General features: G+C 54.4%; 15 protein-coding genes and 2 tRNA genes. 7 read left to right on the forward strand and 10 right to left on the reverse strand.

Annotated features, from left to right (window positions below):
- Positions 1 to 91 precede the first annotated feature (91 nt).
- The 6 genes from Pla100_RS23645 to Pla100_RS23665 form a co-directional block, all read right to left on the reverse strand.
- Entirely contained in the window at positions 92 to 2,431 is a 2,340-nt protein-coding gene (locus tag Pla100_RS23645; RefSeq protein ID WP_231603465.1) for a TonB-dependent receptor domain-containing protein, read from the reverse strand.
- Positions 2,428 to 4,662, reverse strand: a complete 2,235-nt coding sequence (locus Pla100_RS23650) for a right-handed parallel beta-helix repeat-containing protein (protein ID WP_146580833.1) — start codon at positions 4,660 to 4,662, stop codon at positions 2,428 to 2,430. Before Pla100_RS23650 ends, Pla100_RS23645 begins: the two co-directional genes overlap by 4 nt.
- Before the next feature lie 344 nt (positions 4,663 to 5,006).
- A complete protein-coding gene (locus Pla100_RS23655) occupies positions 5,007 to 8,495 on the reverse strand; it encodes a protein kinase domain-containing protein (protein ID WP_197168184.1) in 3,489 nt (1,162 codons plus the stop codon).
- A gap of 418 nt (positions 8,496 to 8,913) precedes the next feature.
- A tRNA-Gln gene (locus tag Pla100_RS23660) sits at positions 8,914 to 8,985 on the reverse strand.
- Positions 8,986 to 9,208: 223 nt separating this feature from the next.
- The gene (locus tag Pla100_RS31055) at positions 9,209 to 9,382 is read right to left on the reverse strand and encodes a hypothetical protein (protein WP_197168185.1); all 174 of its coding nucleotides are present in this window, start codon (positions 9,380 to 9,382) and stop codon (positions 9,209 to 9,211) included.
- A gap of 253 nt (positions 9,383 to 9,635) precedes the next feature.
- Positions 9,636 to 9,890, reverse strand: a complete 255-nt coding sequence (locus tag Pla100_RS23665) for a YqaE/Pmp3 family membrane protein (RefSeq protein WP_231603467.1) — start codon at positions 9,888 to 9,890, stop codon at positions 9,636 to 9,638.
- A gap of 82 nt (positions 9,891 to 9,972) precedes the next feature.
- Between Pla100_RS23665 and Pla100_RS23670 the strand changes: the two genes are divergently transcribed.
- Complete coding sequence (locus Pla100_RS23670) at positions 9,973 to 10,791, forward strand: EcsC family protein (RefSeq protein ID WP_146580838.1); 819 nt, start codon at positions 9,973 to 9,975, stop codon at positions 10,789 to 10,791.
- Positions 10,792 to 11,260: 469 nt separating this feature from the next.
- On the opposite strand, the gene Pla100_RS23675 is transcribed toward Pla100_RS23670, so the two are convergent.
- Entirely contained in the window at positions 11,261 to 11,965 is a 705-nt protein-coding gene (locus Pla100_RS23675; protein WP_146580840.1) for a DUF4142 domain-containing protein, read from the reverse strand.
- A gap of 257 nt (positions 11,966 to 12,222) precedes the next feature.
- Between Pla100_RS23675 and Pla100_RS23680 the strand changes: the two genes are divergently transcribed.
- Positions 12,223 to 12,666, forward strand: coding sequence for a hypothetical protein (locus Pla100_RS23680; RefSeq protein ID WP_146580843.1), 444 nt, complete (start codon positions 12,223 to 12,225; stop codon positions 12,664 to 12,666).
- Between the two features lie 215 nt (positions 12,667 to 12,881).
- A complete protein-coding gene (pgi, locus tag Pla100_RS23685) occupies positions 12,882 to 14,504 on the forward strand; it encodes a glucose-6-phosphate isomerase (RefSeq protein ID WP_146580844.1) in 1,623 nt (540 codons plus the stop codon).
- Positions 14,505 to 14,706: 202 nt separating this feature from the next.
- On the opposite strand, the gene Pla100_RS23690 is transcribed toward pgi, so the two are convergent.
- Positions 14,707 to 15,585, reverse strand: coding sequence for a GDSL-type esterase/lipase family protein (locus tag Pla100_RS23690; RefSeq protein WP_146580846.1), 879 nt, complete (start codon positions 15,583 to 15,585; stop codon positions 14,707 to 14,709).
- Positions 15,586 to 15,847: 262 nt separating this feature from the next.
- Between Pla100_RS23690 and Pla100_RS32220 the strand changes: the two genes are divergently transcribed.
- The 4 genes from Pla100_RS32220 (at position 15,848) to Pla100_RS31060 (ending at position 17,457) form a co-directional block, all read left to right on the forward strand.
- Positions 15,848 to 15,979: a hypothetical protein gene (locus tag Pla100_RS32220; RefSeq protein WP_261344819.1), complete on the forward strand. Its 132-nt coding sequence runs from the start codon at positions 15,848 to 15,850 to the stop codon at positions 15,977 to 15,979.
- A gap of 67 nt (positions 15,980 to 16,046) precedes the next feature.
- Positions 16,047 to 16,667: a ClpP family protease gene (locus Pla100_RS23695; protein WP_146580965.1), complete on the forward strand. Its 621-nt coding sequence runs from the start codon at positions 16,047 to 16,049 to the stop codon at positions 16,665 to 16,667.
- A gap of 59 nt (positions 16,668 to 16,726) precedes the next feature.
- Positions 16,727 to 17,320 carry an ATP-dependent Clp endopeptidase proteolytic subunit ClpP gene (gene clpP / locus Pla100_RS23700; RefSeq protein WP_146580848.1) on the forward strand — a complete coding sequence of 198 codons (594 nt, stop codon included), beginning with the start codon at positions 16,727 to 16,729 and terminating at the stop codon, positions 17,318 to 17,320.
- 64 nt (positions 17,321 to 17,384) lie between these two features.
- Positions 17,385 to 17,457, forward strand: a tRNA-Asp gene (locus Pla100_RS31060).
- Between the two features lie 241 nt (positions 17,458 to 17,698).
- On the opposite strand, the gene Pla100_RS23705 is transcribed toward Pla100_RS31060, so the two are convergent.
- Both Pla100_RS23705 and msrA read right to left on the reverse strand, forming a co-directional pair.
- Positions 17,699 to 18,637, reverse strand: a complete 939-nt coding sequence (locus Pla100_RS23705; RefSeq protein ID WP_146580850.1) for a sugar phosphate isomerase/epimerase family protein — start codon at positions 18,635 to 18,637, stop codon at positions 17,699 to 17,701.
- A gap of 63 nt (positions 18,638 to 18,700) precedes the next feature.
- Positions 18,701 to 19,243: a peptide-methionine (S)-S-oxide reductase MsrA gene (gene msrA / locus Pla100_RS23710; RefSeq protein WP_146580852.1), complete on the reverse strand. Its 543-nt coding sequence runs from the start codon at positions 19,241 to 19,243 to the stop codon at positions 18,701 to 18,703.
- Positions 19,244 to 19,570: the final 327 nt, after the last annotated feature.

Below are 19,570 nucleotides of genomic sequence, written 5' to 3' on the forward strand. Positions count from 1 at the left end.
GTGGAAATCCATTGTCGCGTCATTGCGGCTAACCGTAAGTCGCCAAGACTAGCAGTTCCTGAGGGTTGCTTCCGAACCTCATCCAACGTACTCAATACGTCAGTTCCGCGCCCACATAGAACCCGAAGCCGGGGCGAAACACGCCTAGACCAGAACGATAGTCGATGTGTTCTCGATAGAACTTATCGGTAACGTTTTCAAATCCACTGGTGACCAATAGGGCACCAAGTCGTTGGTAAGTTCGAATGTCGTAAACGGTGAACCCCGGGGTTTCGATCTCTTGCAAGGTGGACGCGACGCGATCCTGGTTGTCGACGATTCGAGCGGAAAGCTCGATTCCCCAACGGTCTAGCGGCGACGGATCGTGAATGACAATCCCAGTCCGCGCTTCCATCGGTGCGATCCCCGGCAACGGTTCGGCCTCCACCGTGCTATCGCTGCGAGTCGGCTCTCCCGTATGTCTCGAAGGATCAATTCGGGTGTGGTCACGTCCCTCCACAAAAGTGAGGATTCCGAATACAGACATCATCGAAGACATCTCGAACTGGCCATAGGTTTCGAATCCTGACAACGTGGCTAAGTCGGTGTTGACGAACGAAGCACCCTGCTGAAACCCGTCAATGGTTCCTGCGGGATCGAACAAATCGTACGTGATATAGTCCTGAATAAAGGCGTGGTGACCATGCAAGCCGAATTGCACGCCATTCTCGATGTACTCAACACCAAGGTCCATTTGATACAGTTTTTCAGATTTCAGGTTGGGATCGCCATCAAGAAACGTGAGTCCTCGTTGCAGAGATCCGATAAACGTATACTCGGCGTACATCTCGGTTAACGTCGGCTGCCGCATTGCGAAACCCATGCCCGCGTTTGCGGTCCATCCCAAACCGAGATCGCGATTAGCCGTCAGATACGCCGACCCAAGGAAGAATTCTTTTTCTAGCGTTGTGCCTTCGGCATCACTGATCGCATACGGGACCCCTTGCACATTGTCACGAGAATCGGTGAAGACGCCGTCCAGCCGTGTCCCCGCCGTCAACACCCAGACGTCATTAGCCTGAACGATTCGCTCGGCATAGATTCCGATGTCGATCGAATCGCTGCGGGGGATCGGAAAGTTGTTATCGTTCGGGTCGGGATCATAAAAGTCGTATTCGTTGAGCTCTTGATTCAGATAGATCAAGTCCGTTCCGACCGAACACTGATCTCCGTCACTGAAGAAGGTGGCCTCGAAACGGTAACCAGCCGATAATGCATCCCCATCGGTGAAAGTGAAACCATCCGCTGCCCCGAGAAACGATGGTTGAAACGCGTCGACTAAAGTCGGAATCTGACGAGCTTTGCTTGGTCGCTTGGTATCGCCTTCGAATCGTGTGCGGTTGTACCAAACCTCGGACGTAAAGTAGTCGGCGAACCCGGGATCTTCATTGACATAGGTCATTTCATACCCATCGGTGACCAATAGATTCAGGTCGGTCACCAATCCAGGGAACTCCAAGTCCGTTTGATCCAACCGTAAAGCATTCAATTCGATTCTTTCATGGTCATTCAGATCGAAGCCGACGGCAACGAACAGATCCCGAGACTTGTAGTCGGCCGGAATGAAGAATCCGTCTTTTCCGGTCTCGTAATCGCTCCCCACGCGATGCCCATAACTTAAGTGAAAACCGTAGTCCTCCGCCCCGCCCCAAAACGACTGGCGTCCATAAAACTGGTCACCGTTGGTGTTGTACGTTCCGCTTGTGGACCCGTGTCCTTCATAGCCGTCAAGGTAGCGTGGCGATTGCAGAAACTCCAAATCAACAAAACGAAAGCCGGGGCCGTAGCGACTTGCGTACGGTCCTTTGATCAAAATGGAGTCCTGAATCAGACGCGAGTCGATCTTGCTCATCATGGTGTCCAGGTCCATTCGGGCGGGTGCCCAATAGGACCCCGACGCCAATACCTGGCCGACACGTTGCCCACGAATGCGAGTGTCGCTCACGATCGGGGTTCGGTTTTGAATCGAAACGCCGTGGGCTCCTTTGGATCGTCGCAACAAGTCGCCGATATCAGCGGTGCGTCGACCCAAGGCCTCTTCCCGAAAAACGGCATCGGCGGCAGGCGAGATCGCCAGCGACTCTCGATCTGCTGGCAACCCGTCGATTTGACTGACGTCACCAAACAACCTCGCGACACGATCATCCGACGCGATCGATTTCTCAGCGTCAGAATCCGTGGAGGAGACGCCATCGAGGCGAGACGGTGGACGCTCCGCATCCTCCGGCAATTGCATCGGGCTTGGTATGGGCATCTGCATTTCCATCGGCACTGCGGGCGACTGCACCGGCGCTGCGAAATCTTGCGAACTCGCCTGTTCGGTATGCCACATCGCCGAACTGACCAACAGGATACTGATCGATCTTTTTATCCAACTGGCTTGATTGATCATGGGAAGGAATCGCCTCCCGAGACGTTTCCGGTCCCCGTATTCGCAGACGCGGTTCCATTGTTGACGCCTTCGTAGCCTAAGTCACCGTTGAAGTCGGCGGAGTTACCTTCGAATGTTCCCGTGCCCGAGTTCTCGGCGAAACGAAATCCGGTCAATCCGTTGGCATCGGCTACGTTGTCGACAAAATCACCATCATTGTTCGAGAACAAGAATCCAACGTCACCGTTTACCGACGCGGTATTGCCGGAGAAGACACCACCAAAAATGTTGTCCGTGAAGAAGAAGCCTTCATCACCATTGAGGTTGGCCGTATTGCGGAGGACGTTCCCGTAGTTGTTATTGAAGAAGTAGCCGACCAAACCATTGCCCGATGAACTGTTGTCAAGGAAATCACCGTAGTTGTCGGCAAAATCGAATCCGACCGAACCATTGTCAAACGCCAGGTTTTCTTGAATCGTGCCGTTGTTGTCGACGAAGTCAAACCCGAGTGAGCCGTTATCGAATGCCGCGTTGCCTTTGACCGTTCCGTTGTTGGCCGCGAATGTGAATCCTTGCAAACCATTGTCGGCGGATAGGTTGTTGTTGATCTCGCCGTTATTGTCGGCAAAATCGAATCCGCTCGCGTCATTCTCGTACGCTTCGTTGAGGTTGAACTTGCCGGAGTTATCACCTGCGTAGAAGCCAAATCCTTCGTTTCGCAGCGACCGGTTGAGCGTGACTTCACCATCATTGTCGAACAGGTCAAATCCATTGCCGACGTTTCCGAGTGAGTTGTTTTGATAGAACTCACCCTCATTCAACTCGATGTCGAATCCATGGTTCCCGTTACCCGTCGACCGGTTGTGCGCGATCACGCTCAAGGGATCCAATGTTCCGAAACGGAATCCACTGTCGGCGGCGTCGCTGACGTTGTTGCTGAAAATCAGCACGCCGATCAAGTCATCCAATCCTCCGGGCAAGTCACTCGAAATACCGTGCTTTCCTCCGTATATGTCGAAGCCCGAGATGATGCTGTGGTCCGCCGTCAAAATCACCGCTTTGGTATCATCCGTTCCGGTTATTTTGATCGGAGTTCCGAACTTCGCTTGGATACCGGTGTCAGCCCCTTTGACCCGTAGTCCGCCGGCGAGCAGTTGCTGACCCAATTGAACTTCGATCGGTTCGTCGAGTTCCAAGTTCCCGCTGCCTCCATCAATGATCACCGAGTCGGTGGTGGCGGTGGCGACCGCATTAGGAAGGTCATCCGTTCGCGCATCCAAGACCGTGACGGAGCCGATCTCAAATTCATAGATCGCGTGCACGGCGGTTTCTTGACCGTTTGGCGTGGGCGTCACGGCGGCCACCACATCGACGTCTCGCACGATGACGTCAGTCATGCGTCGCTCGAGATGAGTCATTTTCCGTCGCCGATGACGATCCAACCCGAACGGCATTCGTATCCCAATGGTCGCGGCGGTTTGCGAGTGACGAACACTGTCGTATTGATATTGGAACCCGACGGTCATCCGCGAATCGATCGCCAGGAACGGCAGATCAAACGATCGCAATTCGGCTCGAATCCTTGGTCCTGAAATGGAATTGGCGGTCGGTGAGTTAGTGTCGAAGTGGTAGCCACCGGCGAAGGCCCGAACCTCGCTGTCGCACCACTGAGGCAAACGCCAAAGCAACATGCCGACCTCGGCATCGGTACCGTAATAGGCTCGCTCGGTGTTGTTCTGGACGACTAAGTTTCCTCCCGATACGACCGCAGTGGCCTGAGCCGCATGGGCCGAACCTCCTTCGGGGATGTAGCCGTTCCAACGTGCGTCAAACAGGTCGCTGAGCAATTCAATCCCAAATGCCGCTTGATGAAACGTGTTTTCATTGGTCGATCGCTTCACATCATAAAAGCCGTATGTGCCGACGATGAAACTGTTGTCGAACATGTGACGGTACGCCAAGCCCAAGTTGCCTTCCGCTCCACCGCCGTAGAGAAACTGACCTCGCACATCAGCAAACAGGAGATCATCGTGTTGCGAGACCAGTGGTGCGAACAAGTCGGTGTGGACCCGATTGGGATCATCGGCCCGACCGGTTAGCGAGGCATATGCCCGGTAGGCCGGATCGTTGGCGACGTACGCAAGCTTTCCGTCGCGACCGAGGACCGTTCCTGGGACCTGGGCCGACGAGTTCGTCACCGTGCAAACCAGCACGACTGTTTCAACGGCGAGGAAAAACAGCCAGTTCTGCACGAACATCCCTCGGTATACACTTCGGCAGTGTGAGGGCCAGTTCCCCCGAAACTCTGCTAGGTCATTTCCGGTATCGGCCTTACAATCCTCACAATCGATTAAATCTAACCATTAATCTGATTTTTGAGCATTCGCTTCGGAAGCCGTTCAGGAACTTGAGGCTTCGGTCACCGGCGTTTGCGAGCCGTTGATTGAATCGTATCCCGAAGCGTGAGCGAGGGATGAGTCAGTTTCAATGATCCCTCGCTTACGCAGCGGGTTACGAAAGAACGCAACTTCCAAACTCACGCTTCGGGTTGCGACGCAAACTAAATCAACACGCCGCTCGCGGATCAAATTCGCGATCAATCACGTGGTAACTCTCGTTCTTTCCATTGTTCTATCGTTAACACCTGAAACGATCCGTCGGCAAGTTGCTCGCGGTTGGTAAGACGTTCAAAACGCCGCCGGATCGTCTCCGTGGTTCCCGTGGCCGCACCAATGTTCCACAGCTTAGCGGTCCAGTCGGCACTCGCCGTTGCCAGCCATTGTCCGTTGCGGCTCAGATCCATCGCCATGATCTCTTTCGAGTGCCGTAACGGCGGACCAATTTCACTGCCGGTTCGCGAATCCCATTGGCGAATGCTGCCATCTAAGTAGCCAGCCACAATGGTTTTGCCATTGGGAGAAAACGCCGCACACTTGACTCTCGAATCATGTTTCATGACTGACCCGATCTGCTGGTTCGTCAACGCGTCCCAAAGCCGGATACCGCCATTGGCGACACAGGTAAAATACATGGTTCCTGCAGGGTTGACGCCGACTGATGTGACGAGACTTTCCTGAGGCAATTCGATCGGCGACTGGTTCGACATGTGATTCAGGGAATAAATCCTTACCTTTTCATCCCACGAGCCGACAAGAAAGCGATCGCCATTGGGAAAAAAAGCACTAGCCGAAATCCGGTTGGCGAGCCGAATCGTTGATCCCGCTAACTCGCTCTTGGTAATGTCCCAAAGGTGAACATTACCCGCTTCGGTTCCTACCAGCAGAATCGAGTGATCAGGACTGAACGCGAGATTCTTTGGCACGGAGTCCAGCTCGATCGCCTGCGATACCGGCTCGCCTGTTTCCACGCTCCAAACTTGCACCGCATGTTCGTCGGATGCGGTTGCGAACAACTTGCCGTTTTGAGATAAGGTCGCGACTTCGAGCCATCTTTCGCCTGAAATCGAGTCGCCTGCTGATATCGGTTCGTCAAGGAACCTGCCTTTTGGAAACTTGACAAGACGAAGTTCGCCGGGCAACACATAGGTTCCCGCGACGATGGCACCAGAAACCGTCAACAACGACTCCGACGAAGGGTCAAATTGGGTCGCAATGACGTTGGCATTCCGACCCAGCGGTATTTCTGCCGAGCGACCATTCGCAACTCGCCACCGGCGAAGTCCCGAGTCGCCGCAACCCGTCAACACAAACTCGTTATCCTTCGTGAAGATCGCCGCGTTAACGATCGACGTATGATGCAAGGCAGATCCCACCAAGTCACCCGTCGCGGTTTCCCAAACCCTCGCCCGCTGATCGACACATCCGGTGACCAGCCGACGACCGTCAGGACTGAAACTAACATGACCGACCATGCCCGCATGCATCAGCGGCAATCCGACCTGCTTGCCTGTATTAATATCCCACAGACGCACTTGATGGTTGAGTTCGGCGGTGGCGGCCGTTTTGCCGTCAGGTGAAATGGCAACATCAAGCACCGCCGAACCAAGGTCCCAAGAAACGCCAATCATCTTGCGAGTCTCAGTATTCCAGACATTCACGTGGCCCTCCCAGTCGGATGCGAGAAGCAGGGGCGACGAGGGACAAAAGGCGACGTCTGTGATTGATCCAGTATGGGTGAGAACTTCGTTGCCCGGCTCGCGAGAGTCGACGTCCCACAAACGAATCTCAGTAGCGGAGGCCGTCGCCAAAACACGTTCGTCCGAATTTAGCGATAACGCGACGACAACCTCGTCTACCGAAATCGGCTCGCCGAGTGCTTCGCCGGTGCTCGCGTTCCAATAGCGGATCGTCTTATCTTCGCTGGCCGTAATCAGACGATCGGTCATCGTGCAAAATGCCATCGCAGTCACACGTTGATCATGTTTCAGTGGAGAACCGATCGGACGGTCGGTGGCCAGATCCATCAGCATGGTCGGCCCATTGGTTGTGACTAGCAGCTTGTTCCCGTCGGAGCTCAACAACAACCCGCGGATCGCTCCGTCCGAAACGATCGTCGACTCGAGCGTGTTCAACGCACCTTCCCACCGGCCAATCTGTTCGCGGATGGAGTATTCGAGATCGGTTGCATCGATCGCCTGGGCTTCCTCCAAGTTTTGCACCAGCGACAAGACGCCGTCAGACGGATCGCGACGCTCGAATAGCGACAAACTTTGTTCGAACGAACGACTGGCCGCCTGCCACTGAGCCTTCTTGCGAAGCTCCGTTTCACGTGCAGCCAACACTGACTTTTCGTTGGCCAGGTTCTCGGCAAGAAGACGTTGTTGGTCGGCGATGTTGCGTTGTCCGCTGATCAAGACAACCGCCACGAGCAGGACGACGATGATGGCGACGGTTGCAAGAGAGACCGCACGAAACCAAGCCCCGTTATGGCGTAACCATCGAGCCATGCGATCGGTTTGCGACTCGACGTAAACGCTGACTGGCTCATCGGCCATCCAGCGTTCTAAATCGCTTGCCATCGCACGAGCGGACACATATCGGTCTTCCGGTTTCAACGCCATCGCCTTCAGACAAATGGCATCGAGCGATTTAGAAACGCCCGGCAGAACGGTACTCGGTGGTGCGATGTCTCCCGATTGAATCGCCTTGAGAACATCAGCCAATGCTTTGCCCGTTACCGACGTACGACCTGTCAGCAGATAATAAAGCGTTGCACCAAGGCTGTAGATGTCAGCGGGCGGCCCGATTAGATCGATCCGCCCGGCAGCTTGTTCCGGTCCCATGAATTGCAATGTCCCGATCGTCGATCCCATCCGCGTCGGCTCGACGGACCGGCCTGAAACCGGCTGAAGCGGATCATCGGGAGTCGTCTCGACAGAGCCGATTGGTTCAGACGAGATATCCTTTTGGCCCAGCGGTTTGGCGAGCCCCCAATCGACGACCAGGGTTTCGCCATATGATCCCAACATGATATTTGCTGGCTTGATGTCGCGATGAATGATGCCTCGGCTATGTGCATATTCGATCGCTTGACAAACGGCAACGAATCGTTGCAACAAGCCGCGGAGTTCCACTGAACGTTCTTCGACGGACGCGGTTGGTGTCTGATGATACCGGTCGACCACGTCTTGAAGACTTTGCCCCTTGATGAACCTCATCGCATAATAGGGGCGGCCGTCGGGAAAGAAGCCCATTCCATAAACCGGGACGATGCTCGGATGTTCGAGTCCGCCGGTCACTTCGGCTTCTAACAAGAAACGAGCCCGAGCCGATTCGTCATCGGCGTATTGAAGCCGGATCTCTTTGAAGGCGACTTCGCGATTGAGCTCGAGGTCCTTGGCTACGGAGACTTTGCCGAGACCACCTTGGGCATGGGGACGCAAAATACTGAAACGCCTGGCCGCTTCGCGGTGGACCCGTCTAGCCGTTTCGGAATCAGAAAGACGAGCACCACCTGAATCAGTGTCTGGCACGACGGTTTCGATCGAGGGCACGTTTCCCCGATCCACTGGAGGACCAATCCACGTGGTGACTCCGGTTTTTGCCTCGGTATCAATTGATCGTGACGAAGCGTCATTCATGCCCGGCACGATCGTCGCGTCACTATCAGGTTGTTCGATGGGCATAAGGTAGGGCGTACTTCGAAGAGAGACGCGGTGTGAAAGCCAATCATAACATGGACCTAGCCAACAGCGTAAAGATGGCGTCCCCCCCCGTCCGCCTTGGTGCAATTTCCCCGAGCTAGGGCCGATCGAACGCGTGCATGCGAGATGGTTGCCGAAGGTGCCGTTTACGTCCCAACCCGATACGCTCACACCGACAAAATTTTGACGACAATGGACGCGATCATCACCCGAGCCGGTTTGATCGAGTGGAAAAAGCCGATACAAAAAATTCGCACCGCCTGGGAAATCAACCATCGAATCCACCACCGGGGGTGCAGGCTAACGGCCGCCATCCCGAGACACAAAAAAAGCCGATTGAGGAAAACCCTGCAAATAACAGGGTTTGTCTTCAATCGGCTTTGGCTGACTTGCCATTAAGCTACCCCGCTAGGACTCGAACCTAGAATGACTGGACCAAAACCAGTTGTGTTGCCAATTACACCACGGGGCAGTTTTCCAGGGAAACACCCGCGAGGCTCGTTTAGAAACGAACAATCATGAGTGATCCTGACGGCTGATTCGACACTTGAACCGCTTTGCGTTGGCTCTTGCGAGCCTTGGGCAGCGTCGTTGCGAGAGTTTAGCACGTGATCCTGGGTTGCTGAAGAGGAGTCTTTCAGATTCCTGGGGGTTCGCGACGAAATTTTTCAGACGAGTCAGATTGCGCCAAGAATTTAACCGGCAACTCTCGGTTTGAACGACCATTCAGCCACGTCTTTGTGTTCGGTGATGGCTACCAGTTCCCGATCGTCGATATTGCCGGAGTCGATATTGCCGGCGTCGATATTGCCGGCGTCGATCTCAGGAATGGGTTGGAAACCGAACCAATCTGTTTTCCAGGGACTCACGCCCCGAAAACTTGTCTGTCGACCTAGGGGCTGTCAAAAAACGCAATTTCAGGAATTGCGTCTCGTGCCTATGATCAACGGGTCTCTAGGATCAACTGGTCATCGTGCACGAACTGATAGATCGCGTACGGCTCGATGAAGTATGGAGTTACCTAAGCATCGCGTGAACAATAAGTGCTGGATTCTTAACGTGGCGTCGACTTTCAGTCGACGTTTCAGGGTTTGGCGACTGAAAGTCGCCACCACTTAATGTTCACGCGATGCTAAGTCGGGATAAGCCGGGAGGGCGGGCGGTCATCACGTAGAGGCTGTAAAGTACACCTGGCACGAATCCAAGGACCGTTAAAAGGCAACTAGCCCAGAAGTGCCGATCGATGCCAAACTGCAAGTAAACCGCCAAGGGCGGGACAAGAAACACGATCAACAAACGAATGAATTCCATCATGACTTCCGACAAGAACGTTTCAGCGGCGAGGGCGTACAGAGTGACAAGGTTGCGTTCTGACACCGTTAAATTGCGACAATGCAACCTTTGTTCCAACTGACGAGCCGGTGAGGCTCCCAAACAAACATTCGAAAGGACCGATGACATGGTTGACGTACTTGATGGAGAACTTTCCGATGAGGAGTTGGCGGAGCTTCGTGAAGCCAAGCGAATTTTGGAACATACCGGAATTGCCGATCGACTGACCGAACTGGTCGGGGCGCCGATTACAGCGTCGCTGAAGATGTTGCCGGGCGTTGCCGAGAACGCGATCTACGCGGCAATCGAGAAGTCCCTGGGCATTGCACTGGATGTCGCGCTTCGAACGCTTGGCGATGACACGGTCAAAACGGGTAAACCTCGGTTATTGACGCATAAATTGCTTGCCGGATTGTCCGGCGCAGCCGGGGGAGCGTTGGGCGGAGCCACGATCGCAGCGGAACTGCCGGTCTCGACTGTCTTGATCCTCCGCAGCGTCGCCGATATCGCCCGCAGTGAGGGTGAAGACCTCTCGAGCGTGGAAGCAAGACTGGCGTGCTTGCAAGTTTTTGCCTTGGACCCGGGCGATAGCGACCAAATCGAAGACGACACCGAGATCGGGTACTTTGCCGTCCGCGCGGCGATGGCGAAACAAATCCGAGACGCGTCGCAATATGTGATCAAGCACGGGCTGTCGGATCGAGCGGCCCCGCCGCTGGTAAAATTGGTCAGCCAGATCGGGAACCGGTTCGGAGTCGTGGTCAGCGAAAAGATCGCAGCGCAAGCGATTCCGGTCATCGGTGCCCTTGGCGGCGCATTGATCAATAGCTATTTCATCGATCACTACCAAGACTTAGCTCGTGCCCATTTCACGATCCGGCGATTGGAGCGAACCCACGGAGAAGCATTGGTGCGGGAAGCGTATGGCACACTCGAAAAGGGCTAGTGCTTTGTCTAGATTCCACTTTAGGGTTGGCAACATTAGCCGTTTGGGTGCAACCGAGCTGTTGATTTAGTTTGCATCGCAACCCGAAGCGTGAGCGAGGGATACATACAGAGGATTTAATAGCGATCAATCCCTCGCTGACGCTTCGGGTTACGATTAAATCAACAGCCCGATAGCGGGCTGTTGGTCTAATCCGAATCGAAACCCGAAGCGTGAGTTTTGATGCTGCGTTTTTTTCGTAACCCGCTGCGTAAGCGAGGGATAATTGATATTGACTCATCCCTCGCTTACGCGTCGGGTTACGATAAACCAATGCCACAGGCAAAAGCGCAACTTCAAAAAGCGTGAGCGAGGGATATATAAAGAGAATTCAATGGCGTTGAATCCCTCGCTCACGCTTCGGGTTACGATTAACTCAAAAGCTCGCTAGGGTGTTCGGCTCACTCCAAGATTGAATCAGAATCGAGCACTAAGATCGATCGCTCGATTGTTTGTTGCTGCGATCGTCTTCCAGCTTTTTCGCAAGGTCCTTAGCTTTCTTAAGATGTTTTTCCACCTTTTTGCTCATTTCTTGAGCGACCGATTGCAATTCATTCGGTCCGGTGCTTTCGATCGCTTTGAGCTCGGCCAACATCATCGTATGGGCAACGGACTGTTGCCCGAGAAATGCCATGTTGAAGTCTTGGCCTTCGTAATTGCTGAGCATCTCTTTGATCATCATAAGAGCATTTTCGCTCGCTTGATCGACGACCTGGCACAACGCCTGCGGCACCATCGGCGAACCAACGGTTGTGGGTGAAGTCGCTTTAGTCGCAGATTTCATGTTCGTCAGTTGCTTCAATTTTTGCTGGCAGGCTTGGTGGTCCTGTACGAGCGTCTGCGCGAACTGCTTGACGTCGTCGTTGTCGGTCTTCTCGATCGCCATCTTGGCCAGTTCGATCTCCGCTTGGTTGGCTTTGTGTAGTTTCTTGACGATCGCTTCCTTCACCGTCAACCCCTGCTGGTTGTTATCCGCAGAAGCTCGGCGAGCTTCATAGCGTTCGGATTGGTTGATTTGCGATCCGGGAAGGTCAACCGGTGGCGTGCCTGCATTTTGCTGAGCACGAAGCGGTGAGAGGGTGCACAGCGTAGCGAAAGCAACGGTAGCGAGTGCAAAGCGAGTCTTTGACATCATCGAGTTCCTGAATGTCGGAGAGGGGAAACGCCGGGACAACGGTGCCTGCGGCGTTCACTCTGAGAGAAGCATTCGTCATACCCTTCGAATCCACTTCATGGAGTTTTCATTCGCCGGCCAATGGCATGAGATTCGCAACGTTAAGTTCACAGACGAAGCAAGATGAACAAGCCAGAGCTGATCAAATCGATCCGCCGATCAAACTGAATCCCGATATCTCACGTCACTACTGAAGTCGAATCCCAAGGAAACCAACCATGAGTACAGAATCCAAGATTGAAGAAACCAGTGAGTTCAAGTGGATGCAGGTCCGCGAAGCGATCACCCAACGCTGGCCGCATCTCAACCGCGATGAGCTGGTCGATTGTCCAAATGACGAAAAGCAGCTCGTCGAGTTTATTTCGCAACGGGTGGACGCCAGTGACGATGAAATCAACTCGGTTGTCAACGAGTTTGCTCCGCACGAGACAATGGTCGACCGGGTTAGCCAAGTCGCAGGTGATCAGTGGTCTCACGCGAGTGAATCGGCTCAGTTGGCCTACATGCGAGCCGACGAGTGCATTGCCAGCCGACCGACCGAATCGGTACTTGCCAGTTTCGTCGCCGGCATCCTCGTCGGAGCCGCCGTGACCGCACTATACATGCAGTCGACCCCCGAACCCAGTTTGTGGGATCGGATGAAAGATCGGTCTTGGTCATAACGATGTTTGCGTTCTTTTCCAATCGGCTCGGCTGTATCGGATCGCTGATCGTTTCCGTCATCGGAACCGTGCTCTTGTTGCTATTGTTTGGCGGACTGTAGGGTCGTGCGGCGCTGAGTCTGTTTCGCGGGGGTCTGTTTCGCGGGCGCGAGGCAATTGTTATTCTTGGGAGCTTGATGACTCATCCGTAGCTCCCTGAAACTCTGGCCAACCCAATGCCTTCGATCACGTCCAGTCCGCAATGGAACGCTTTGCAAGATCATTATGCGTCGATCAAGGATGTGCATCTGCGAGATTTTTTCCGAGAGGATGAATCTCGCGGACGTCAGATGACGATCGAGGCGGCGGGCTTGTACCTCGACTATTCCAAAAACCGCATCAATCGCCAAACCCTTGACTTGCTCATCAACCTTGCCGATTCGCAAGGGCTCCCCGGCAAGATCGAAGCAATGTTCACCGGTGAGAAGATCAACCTGACCGAGAACCGAGCCGTCCTGCATACCGCACTGCGAGCGCCGAAAGAGATGTCGTTGGTTGTTGATGGTGTGGATGTTGTTCCGGAAGTCCACGCGGTGCTCGAGAAGATGTCCGCGTTCAGTCAACGGGTTCGGTCGGGTGCTTGGAAAGGGCACACCGGTAAACCAATTAAAAACATCGTTAACATCGGAATCGGCGGCTCTGACCTTGGTCCGGTGATGGCGTACGAGGCCTTGAAACACTTCAGTGATCGCAACTTGACCGTCCGGTTCGTCAGCAATGTCGACGCCACTGACTTTGCCGAGGCCACTCAAGATTTAGATCCGACCGAAACCCTGTTCATCGTCGCATCGAAAACGTTCACGACGATCGAAACGATGACCAATGCGGAGACCGCCCGCGAGTGGTTATTGCGATCCGTTGGTGGCGACCAGTCGGCCACCGCCAAACACTTCGTCGCCTTATCGACGAACGCAGAAAAGGTTTCGGCATTCGGCATCGACACGGACAACATGTTCGAGTTCTGGGATTGGGTTGGCGGTCGCTATTCGATGGATTCGGCGATCGGACTATCCACGATGCTCGCGATCGGCCCGGAAGGATTCTCGGAGATGCTAGCCGGATTCCATGAAATGGACCAACACTTTCGAACCGCTCCGGCTCGGAAAAACTTGCCGGTGGTGATGGCTTTATTGTCGGTTTGGTATTCCAACTTCTTCGGCGTCGAAACCTGTGCGGTCTTGCCCTACGAGCAATATCTCAAGCGTTTCCCGGCGTACTTGCAGCAACTGACGATGGAAAGCAATGGCAAATACGTGACCGTCGCCGGTGAGAAAGTGGACTATGAAACGGGTCTGATTTATTGGGGCGAACCGGGCACCAATGGACAGCACTCGTTCTACCAACTCATTCATCAGGGAACTCGTTTGATTCCCTGTGATTTCATCGCGTTTGCGAAATCGCTCAATCCGATCGGTTCGCATCAAGACATTTTGATCGCCAACGTTCTCGCGCAAAGCGAGGCCTTAGCTTTCGGCAAAACTGCGGACGAAGTTCGATCCGAAGGCACCGAAGACTGGCTCGTGCCACATCGCGTTTTTGAAGGAAACCGACCTTCCAATACGTTGTTCGGTGAGTCGATGTCTCCGTCGATGCTGGGCAAATTGGTAGCTTTGTACGAACACAGTGTCTACGTCCAGAGTGTGATTTGGGATCTCGACGCGTTCGACCAGTGGGGCGTGGAGTTAGGCAAAGTCCTGGCCAAGAACATCATCCCTGAACTTGACGCCGATGGCGGCGAGTTGAATCACGACAGTAGCACGAACGCGTTGATCGAGCGTTACCGCAAGATGAAGGCGTAAAGCCGGAAACGGAATCGCCCAAACAAAGCAGACGATGCAGTGAAATCCGCTTCCGTGAGGAAAACGCTAACGCTTGCCGAAACGACGCGTCTGACAAAAGTCCAAATGAGTTCACTGCGGGCTCAATGGTAACCCGCAGCGTGAGCGAGGGATGAGCAGGAATCCCTCGCTTACGCTGCGGGTTACCATTGTCGATTCCGTCCTACGAGCCGGAGAGGACTTCATCTAGGCGGCGTTTGATCAAGGAAGCCCAAATCGCGTAACCAGCTTCGTTTTGATGTAGCCGATCGTCACGGAAGAACTCCGCTCGAGGCTGGTCGTCCCGGTCCATGTAAAACTCGGCGGTGGCGACGAAGTAGGTGTTCGGTTCGGTCAGGGCGATCTCTCTTATCTTCCCGTTGAGTTCGCGGATCTTGGACCAGGCGTCAAAACGCGACGGCGTCGGCGTGACTTCGACCAATAGAATCGCGGCTTGCGGTTGGTGTTCCCGGGCAGTCCGGACGATGGCCCGTACCCATTTTTCGACGGCCTCGACTTCGTGATCGGATTGACCGCCCGTGATGTCGTTGGCGACAAAGATCACGGCTGCGCGAAATTCGTGGGGGACGATCAAACGTCGAGAATAGACCAACAGATCGCTGTATTTCGCTCCACCGTATCCGCGCCGGATGACTGGATACGGGGCCAAGGCACCGGCCGCGTTTTCCCACAACCGGATACTACTGCTGCCGAGCAGCAAAACGGCGTTTTGCGGGTCAGGCTCGTCTTGGTCCTTTTGTTCGAGTTTTTGGATTTCGTCATCCCATTTCTCGACGGCGATCTTGAGCTGCCCCAGCGTCAAAAGTTCCCAATTCGGATCGTTTGCGGCTTTGGAATCAACTTCTGATTCGCGCTTCGGCTCGACGGCGGGCTCAACTGGGGGCTCGACTGGGGCTTCGATCTGCGAATTAACTGACGACGCCTCTTGAGACCAAGCCGGCCCAATTCCCTGGGCCATCAAGGTGCCTGTCACGGCAATCAAAATGAGGCAGCGACAGGCATGTAAAAATAGGCGAAATAGCGGGTTGGTCGTGATACACATGAGGATTTCTCAAAGGGAATTCAGTCGTGGAGAATAAATACTTTACCATCCCATGAACCATCGGTGGACGCGCCCGAGAAAACTCAAATGAGCTGATTTCCCGCTCAATCGTAACCCGCAGCATAAGCGAGGGATCAGCAGGAATCCCTCGCTCCCACTCCGGGTTACTTTTGTCGATTTCCTCTCCGTGGTGTCAACTTTCGGTCGCCGCCACGAGGATCCCTTATCCATTCCCGCTCTTGATCGCTGAAAAACTCCCAGATTGTCCCCGCCTTGTCACTTGCTTGCCGATCGCGAACACTGTTATGAACAAGCTCGTGTTGGCTACGAAGCTCACCGCACCGATTGGGCGTTCTTGGTTAGCCGCGAGATGGTCGCCCGTGTTTCCCCCTGAAGGTATTTATCGAATGTCCGATCCGTTTGGTTACTCGTCTCACATGATCGCCGGTGGCGTCGATTCGATGTCCGATCATCGCATGGCCGCCAGTTACGCTTCCCAGAGTTACCAACGCCAGCGTCAGATGACGCTCGGCGACTTGTTGCTCGAAAACCGGATCGTGTTTTTGCAGGGCGAAATCCATTACGCCAATGCCAACGAAATCGTGATGAAGCTGTTGTACTTGCAGAGCGAAAATCGCCGCAAGGACATCCACTTTTACATCAATTCGCCGGGCGGTAGTGTGACCGCGACCTTGGCGATCTACGACACGATGCAAATGGTTTCTTGCCCCGTGGCGACTTATTGTGTCGGCGAAGCGTGCAGCGGTGCGGCCGTATTGTTGGTCGGTGGTGCTAAAGGCAAACGATTCTGTTTGCCCAATAGTCGGGTGATGATGCACCAACCGATGGGCGGCGTTTCGGGCCAGATTAGCGATATTGAAATTCAAGCGTCGGAAATGTTCCGATACCGCGACAAGCTGAATCAAATCATCAGTAGTCACAGTGGCAAGTCGATCGAACAGATCGCCAAAGACACCGACCGTGACTTCTTCTTGTCAGCCGAAGAGGCCAAGGAGTACGGTCTCGTCGATGACCTACTTAAGGGCGAACCGCTCGAAGAAGAAGAGAAAGAAGAAGCCTGAGACGCTCTTCGTCGGTACCATTTCCTAACCATCCAATCCCGCATCCGAAAGATTTTCCCATGCCAATCATCCCTTACGTCGTCGAGAGCAACGGTCGCGAAGAACGCACGTACGATATTTACAGCCGCTTGCTCAAGGATCGAATCATTTTCTTGGGTCAACAGGTTGACGATCAAATCAGCAACGCGCTCGTCGCGCAAATGCTATTCTTGCAATCGGATGATCCCAAAGCGGACATCCACATGTACATCAATTCTCCCGGCGGTAGCATCACCGCTGGCATGGCGATTTACGACACGATGCAATTCGTCAGCTGCGATGTGGCGACGTATTGCATCGGCCAAGCTGCGTCGATGGGTGCGGTCTTGCTGACCGCCGGTGCCAAAGGCAAGCGATACTCGCTGCCCAACGCCCGAATCATGATCCACCAACCGCTCGCCGGGATGCAGGGCACGGCCCGTGAGGTCGAAATTCACGTCGGTGAACTACGACGGATTAAACAACGGATGAACGAAATCATGATCGAACATACCGGCCACTCGCTCGAGAAGATCGAGGAAGATACCGACCGAGACCGATTCATGTCGGCCGACGAAGCGTGTCAGTACGGCTTGATCGACAAGGTTGTTAGTAAAGTGACCGACAAGATGTAAGGGTTTGAGGTTGACAGGTTTGCAGGCTTGCAGGTTAACAGGTTGGCTTTGTCGCTCGTGATTTGCCCCCTTCGTCTAGTGGCCCAGGACGTCGGCTCATCCAGTCGGAAACGCTCGTTCGAATCGGGCAGGGGGTAATCCGCCATTGGTAGGCTGGGTGGAGGAGAGCTCTGGCGACGAACACCCGGCAGCTACACTGTAGGCTGGGTGGAGGAGCGCTTTGGCGACGAACACCCGGCATCGGGACGAGAACACCCGGCATTGGGACAATTGGTCGATGGCAATTGACCAGATGCCATGCACTCGAGAATCACGAACATGCCGGGTCTCCGCCGAAGCGGCTTCGACCCAGCCTACGTGGTGACTATGAAATCTGGGTTAGGCTAGCTTTTGGCCGACCCGTTCGAGCAGTTTCTTGCTGGCCATGATGCCTTCCTCTTCGCTCAAGGCGCCGCCTTCGTACTCGATGCCGACGTAGCCGTTGTAGCCGAAGTCCAAGACGATCTTCATCATCTTTTCGTAGTCGGTGTGGACTTCGTTACCGTTCTCATCGAAGTCGTGCGTCTTTGCGCTGACGGCCTTGGCATACGGCATCAGAGCTTGCACGCCGTGGTATCGATCGAACAGATCTGGGTTTTCGCCACGGGTGATGTAGAAGTTTCCAAAGTCCGGCAGGGTACCGCAGTTCTCCATCCCGACGCGTTCCATGACGACGGCCAGCCAAGCACCGTTGCTGCTCAAGCCGCCGTGGTTTTCAACAATCACGCCGATGTCCTGCTTGGCGGCATACTCACTCAAGCGACGCAATCCGTCGGCCGCGTAGTCGAGTTGTTCGGTGTAGGAACCACTGCTGGCGGCGTTAACACGAATCGAGTGGCAACCGAGATATTTGGCGGCGTCGACCCATTGATAGTGTTGCTCGATCGCTTTGGTGCGTTCGGCATTGTCGGCGTGCCCCAACTGGCCTTCGCCGTCGACCATGATCAAGACGCTCTTGACGCCGTTGTCGTTGCAACGTTGGTTCAATTCGGACAGGTAGGCTTCGTCGCGTGCCTTGTCCTTGAAGAATTGATTGACATACTCGACCGCCTCGATGCCGAATTTTTCGCGGGCGATCACGGGGAAATCCAGGTTGGTGATCGTCGCATCTTTCGCTTTGAGTGCGCGGTGCAACGACCATTCGGCCAATGAGATTTTGAAGGGCATCGCGGGCGAACTGGTCTCGGCGGCCATCGCGGCGGGACGCGCCAACGCCGACAAGGCTCCCAAGGCGGCAGTGGTTTGCAGGAATCGACGGCGGGAAGGTTGATTGGTCATGAAGGGGGACGCTCTGGGAAGGAGGAAAGGAGGGCGGAAAATGGATTCCGAATCTCGACAAGTTTAGTCGGGCGATCCATCTTTTGTAGTGGACGAAACCGGACGCGCGGGCAATACCCAATCCGGTCGTGGGAAATGGCACGTGTATCCACCGGGAAACTTTTCAAGATAATCCTGGTGCTCCGGTTCGGCGTCCCAAAAGTCCCCGACCGGTTCGACTTCGGTTACCACTTTTCCCGGCCATAAGCCTGACGCGTCGACGTCGGCGATGGTGTCAACGGCCGTTTGCCGTTGCTCTTCGTCGACATAATAGATCGCCGACCGGTACGACGGGCCGCGGTCGTTTCCTTGACGATTTGGCGTCGTCGGGTCGTGAATTTGGAAGAAAAACTCAAGGATTCGCCGGTACGTGATCAGCGATGGATCGAAAAGAATTTCGATCCCTTCGGCGTGTGATCCGTGGTTGCGATAGGTCGCATTGGGGACGTCGCCGCCGGTATAGCCGACGCGTGTCGATTCAATGCCGGGAAGCTTACGAATTAAATCTTGCATCCCCCAGAAACAACCTCCTGCGAGCACCGCACGTTGTTGATTGGGTTTTGTCATATTGTGTCCTTTACGATCGTGTGGATTACTGAACAGGATGAACGCCAAATTGTACGCGGGCGCCCGTGGTGGCGACTTTCAGTCGCCAATTTTCGAAACGGCGACTGAAAGTCGCCGCCACGCGCAAAAAACGCTTCTGATTGATCTCGCATTGCGTAGAAACAAACTGCGCCGCAATTCGTTGGCAGAGGTTTGTGAAATCTGCACCGGGACAATCGGGCTTGTTGGTTAAGTGAACCGACGGCTAGCGACCTATTGATTGAGTCTGCATCGTAACCCGAAGCGTGAGCGAGGGATACATACAGAGGATTGAATGACGCTCAATCC

The organism is Neorhodopirellula pilleata, from assembly GCF_007859915.1.
In the GTDB taxonomy this organism is placed as follows: Bacteria; Planctomycetota; Planctomycetia; order Pirellulales; family Pirellulaceae; genus Rhodopirellula; species Rhodopirellula pilleata.

Excerpts from the sequence above, each read along its gene's own strand:
- Pla100_RS23695 (WP_146580965.1), top strand. The coding sequence starts at position 16,047 with ATGTCCGATCATCGCATGGCCGCCAGTTACGCTTCCCAGAGTTACCAA.
- Pla100_RS23690 (WP_146580846.1), bottom strand. The coding sequence starts at position 15,585 with ATGTGTATCACGACCAACCCGCTATTTCGCCTATTTTTACATGCCTGT.
- Pla100_RS23670 (WP_146580838.1), top strand. The coding sequence starts at position 9,973 with ATGGTTGACGTACTTGATGGAGAACTTTCCGATGAGGAGTTGGCGGAG.
- Pla100_RS23705 (WP_146580850.1), bottom strand. The coding sequence starts at position 18,637 with ATGACCAATCAACCTTCCCGCCGTCGATTCCTGCAAACCACTGCCGCC.
- msrA (WP_146580852.1), bottom strand. The coding sequence starts at position 19,243 with ATGACAAAACCCAATCAACAACGTGCGGTGCTCGCAGGAGGTTGTTTC.
- Pla100_RS23675 (WP_146580840.1), bottom strand. The coding sequence starts at position 11,965 with ATGATGTCAAAGACTCGCTTTGCACTCGCTACCGTTGCTTTCGCTACG.
- Pla100_RS23655 (WP_197168184.1), bottom strand. The coding sequence starts at position 8,495 with ATGCCCATCGAACAACCTGATAGTGACGCGACGATCGTGCCGGGCATG.
- Pla100_RS23680 (WP_146580843.1), top strand. The coding sequence starts at position 12,223 with ATGAGTACAGAATCCAAGATTGAAGAAACCAGTGAGTTCAAGTGGATG.
- Pla100_RS23645 (WP_231603465.1), bottom strand. The coding sequence starts at position 2,431 with ATGATCAATCAAGCCAGTTGGATAAAAAGATCGATCAGTATCCTGTTG.
- pgi (WP_146580844.1), top strand. The coding sequence starts at position 12,882 with ATGCCTTCGATCACGTCCAGTCCGCAATGGAACGCTTTGCAAGATCAT.
- clpP (WP_146580848.1), top strand. The coding sequence starts at position 16,727 with ATGCCAATCATCCCTTACGTCGTCGAGAGCAACGGTCGCGAAGAACGC.